This is a genomic window from Streptomyces sp. 8L, from assembly GCF_020176795.1.
In the GTDB taxonomy this organism is placed as follows: Bacteria; Actinomycetota; Actinomycetes; order Streptomycetales; family Streptomycetaceae; genus Streptomyces.
In genome coordinates, this window is the sequence record NZ_JAIUKE010000620.1 from 2082 (window position 1) to 5565 (window position 3484).

A 3484-nucleotide genomic window follows, 5' to 3' on the forward strand; every position below is an offset into this window, starting at 1 on the left:
GTCAAGATGTGTCCATTGGGGCCGGCGGGGGGGGGCCGGGGGGCGGGGGGCCCCCCCGGGGGGGGCGCCCCCGGGCCTTTGGGCCCCGCCCGCCCCGGGGGGGGGGGGGCGCCGCGGGGGGGGGGGGCGCGGGCGGCGCGCCGGGCCCCCCCCCGGGGGGGGCGGGGCCGCGGGGGGGGGGGCCCCCCCGGTGGACTGTGGACAGGCGCGTGGTCGCGTGCGTGAGCGCGGCCGTGGGCGGCGAACGCGGCGGAGCGGGCTCGCGCGCCCGCGCCGCTACGCGCCGAGCACCGCCGCGCGGCCCGCCTCCAGGCGGGCGACCGGGATGCGGAACGGCGAGCAGGACACGTAGTCGAGGCCCACCTCGTGGAAGAAGTGGACGGACTCCGGGTCGCCGCCGTGCTCGCCGCAGATGCCGAGTTTCAGGTCCGGCCGGGTGGCCCGCCCCGCCCGGCACGCGTCCCGCACCAGCGCGCCGACGCCGTCGCGGTCGATGGTCTCGAACGGGGAGACGCCGAAGATGCCCTTCTCCAGGTACGCGGTGAAGAAGCTGGCCTCCACGTCGTCCCGGCTGAAGCCCCACACGGTCTGGGTCAGGTCGTTGGTGCCGAACGAGAAGAACTCGGCGGCCTCCGCGATCTGACCCGCCGTCAGGGCCGCGCGCGGCAGCTCGATCATCGTGCCGAGGGAGAGCTTCAGCCGGGTGCCGGTGGCCCGTTCGACGTCCGCGATGACCTGCTCGGCCTCGTCCCGTACGATCTCCAGCTCCTGCACCGTGCCGACGAGCGGGATCATGATCTCGGCGCGCGGGTCACCCTTGGCGCCCTTGCGTTCGGCCGCGGCCTCCGCGATCGCCCGTACCTGCATGGCGAACAGGCCGGGGATGACCAGGCCGAGGCGCACACCGCGCAGGCCCAGCATCGGGTTCTGCTCGTGGAGCTTGTGCACGGCCTGGAGGAGCCGCAGATCGTTCTCGTTGTGGTCCCTGCGGGCCTCCGCGAGCGCCACCCGTACCGACAACTCCGTGATGTCCGGCAGGAATTCGTGCAGCGGCGGGTCGAGCAGGCGCACGGTCACGGGCACGCCGTCCATGGCTTCGAGCAGTTCGACGAAGTCGGCCCTCTGGAGCGGCAGCAGCTGGCCGAGCGCGGCCTCGCGCTCCTCGTCGGTGTCGGCGAGGATCAGCCGCTCGACCATCTCCCGGCGCTCGCCGAGGAACATGTGCTCCGTCCGGCACAGGCCGATGCCCTGCGCGCCGAACCTGCGGGCGCGCAGCGCGTCCTCGGTGTTGTCGGCGTTGGCGCGGACCCGCAGCCGGCGGCGCCGGTCCGCGTACGCCATCATCCGGTGCACGGAGCCGACCAGTTCGCCGGCCTCCTCCGCGCCCGCGTGCATGCGGCCCTCGAAGTACTCCACGACCGGTGACGGCACGACGGGCACCTCGCCGAGGTAGACCTTGCCCGTGGAGCCGTCGATGGAGATGACGTCGCCCTCCTCCACGACCCGCGAACCGACGCTCAGCCGCCGCTTCTTGGTGTCGACCTCCAGCTCCTCCGCGCCGCACACACAGGTCTTGCCCATCCCGCGGGCCACCACCGCGGCGTGCGAGGTCTTGCCGCCGCGCGAGGTGAGGATGCCCTCGGCCGCGATCATGCCTTCGAGGTCGTCGGGGTTGGTCTCCCGCCGTACGAGGATGACCTTCTCGCCGGAGCGGGACCATTTGATGGCGGTGTACGAGTCGAAGACAGCCTTGCCGACGGCCGCGCCGGGCGACGCGGCGATGCCCCGGCCGAGCAGGTCGCGCTTGGCGTCGTCGTCGAAGCGCGGGAACATCAGCTGCGCGAGCTGCGCGCCGTTGACGCGGCGCAGCGCCTCGGCCTCGTCGATCAGGCCCTGGTCGACGAGCTGGGTCGCGATGCGGAAGGCCGCGCCCGCGGTGCGTTTGCCGACCCGGGTCTGGAGCATCCACAACTTGCCGCGCTCGATGGTGAATTCGATGTCGCACAGGTCGAGGTAGTGGTTCTCCAGCGTCTCCATGATGCCGAGGAGCTGGTCGTACGAGGCCTTGTCGATGGACTCCAGGTCGGCCAGCGGCACGGTGTTGCGGATGCCGGCGACGACGTCCTCGCCCTGCGCGTTCTGCAAGTAGTCGCCGTAGACGCCCTGGTGGCCGCTGGCCGGGTCGCGGGTGAAGGCGACGCCGGTGCCGGAGTCGGGGCCGAGGTTGCCGAAGACCATCGCCACGATGTTGACGGCCGTGCCGAGGTCGCCTGGGATGCGTTCCTGGCGGCGGTAGAGCTTGGCACGGTCGGTGTTCCAGGACTCGAAGACGGAGCGCACCGCGAGGTCCATCTGCTCGCGCGGGTCCTGCGGGAACTCGCGGCCCGCCTCGCGCGAGACGATCTTCTTGTAGCTCTGGACGAGCTTCTTGAGGTCCGGGGCCTCCAGTTCGACGTCGGTCGCCGCGCCGCGCCCGTGCTTCGCCTCGTCCAGTGCCTCCTCGAACAGTTCGCCGTCGACGCCGAGGACGGTCGTGCCGAACATCTGGATCAGGCGGCGGTACGAGTCCCACGCGAAGCGCTCGTCCCCGGCCTGCGCGGCGAGGCCGTCCACGGAGTCGTCGGAGAGGCCGACGTTGAGGACCGTGTCCATCATGCCGGGCATGGAGAACTTGGCACCTGAGCGCACGGAGACGAGAAGGGGGTCGTCGCTCTGGCCGAGCTTCTTGCCCATCGTCTCCTCAAGGGCGGCGAGGTGCGCACTCACCTCGCGGCGCAGCGTGGCCGGTTCGCTTCCGGAGGCCAGGTAGACCTTGCACGCCTCGGTGGAGATGGTGAAGCCGGGCGGGACGGGCAGGCCCAGGTTGGTCATCTCGGCGAGGTTGGCGCCCTTGCCGCCGAGCAGTCCCTTCATGCCCTTGTTGCCCTCGGTGAAGTCGTAGACGTACTTCGCCGCCGCGCCGCTCTTCTCTCCGGCCCGGGCCCGCTCGGCCCCACCGGCCGCGCCGGTGCTGCCGGTGGGGCCGGTCGCGCCGGCCTTTCCGGTCCGCTCCGTCGGCGCGGTGTGCTCCGGCTGCTTCGCCGGCCGATCTTTGTTTTCCGACACGGTCTCGACTCCTCGGGACGCGGTGGCTGCCCTGACGGCGAGGAACATACCCAGATCAAAGGCGTCTGGGGACGTCCACCTTTCTGTCATACGGCCATAACCACCCGTCCGCCACTGGATCGAAAGCGGCTCCAAACGGAATCTTTTGTTCCGGATCATTCAGAACCCGAAGGGGTGATGACTCCTCCATGACCTTCGATGCTCATATGAGCGATGATAACGACGTCTGAGTTCAGGCCTCGAAGGCGGAAGGGGGGGGGGGGGGGGGGCCCCCCCCCCGCCCCGCCCCCCACCCCCCCCCCCCCCCCCCCGCGCCACCGCGAGTAAAAGAGGGGGATAAAAACCCCAAAGGGGGCGGGGAAAAAACCGGCGAAAAGGG

The 3484-nt window shown here is 71.4% G+C and carries 1 protein-coding gene; it reads right to left on the reverse strand.

What is annotated here, in order from left to right; translation table 11 throughout:
- Window positions 1-276: 276 nt before the first annotated feature.
- A complete protein-coding gene (ppdK, locus tag LCE31_RS35885; protein WP_225022049.1) occupies window positions 277-3105 on the reverse strand; it encodes a pyruvate, phosphate dikinase in 2829 nt (942 codons plus the stop codon).
- Between the last annotated feature and the right edge of the window lie 379 nt (window positions 3106-3484).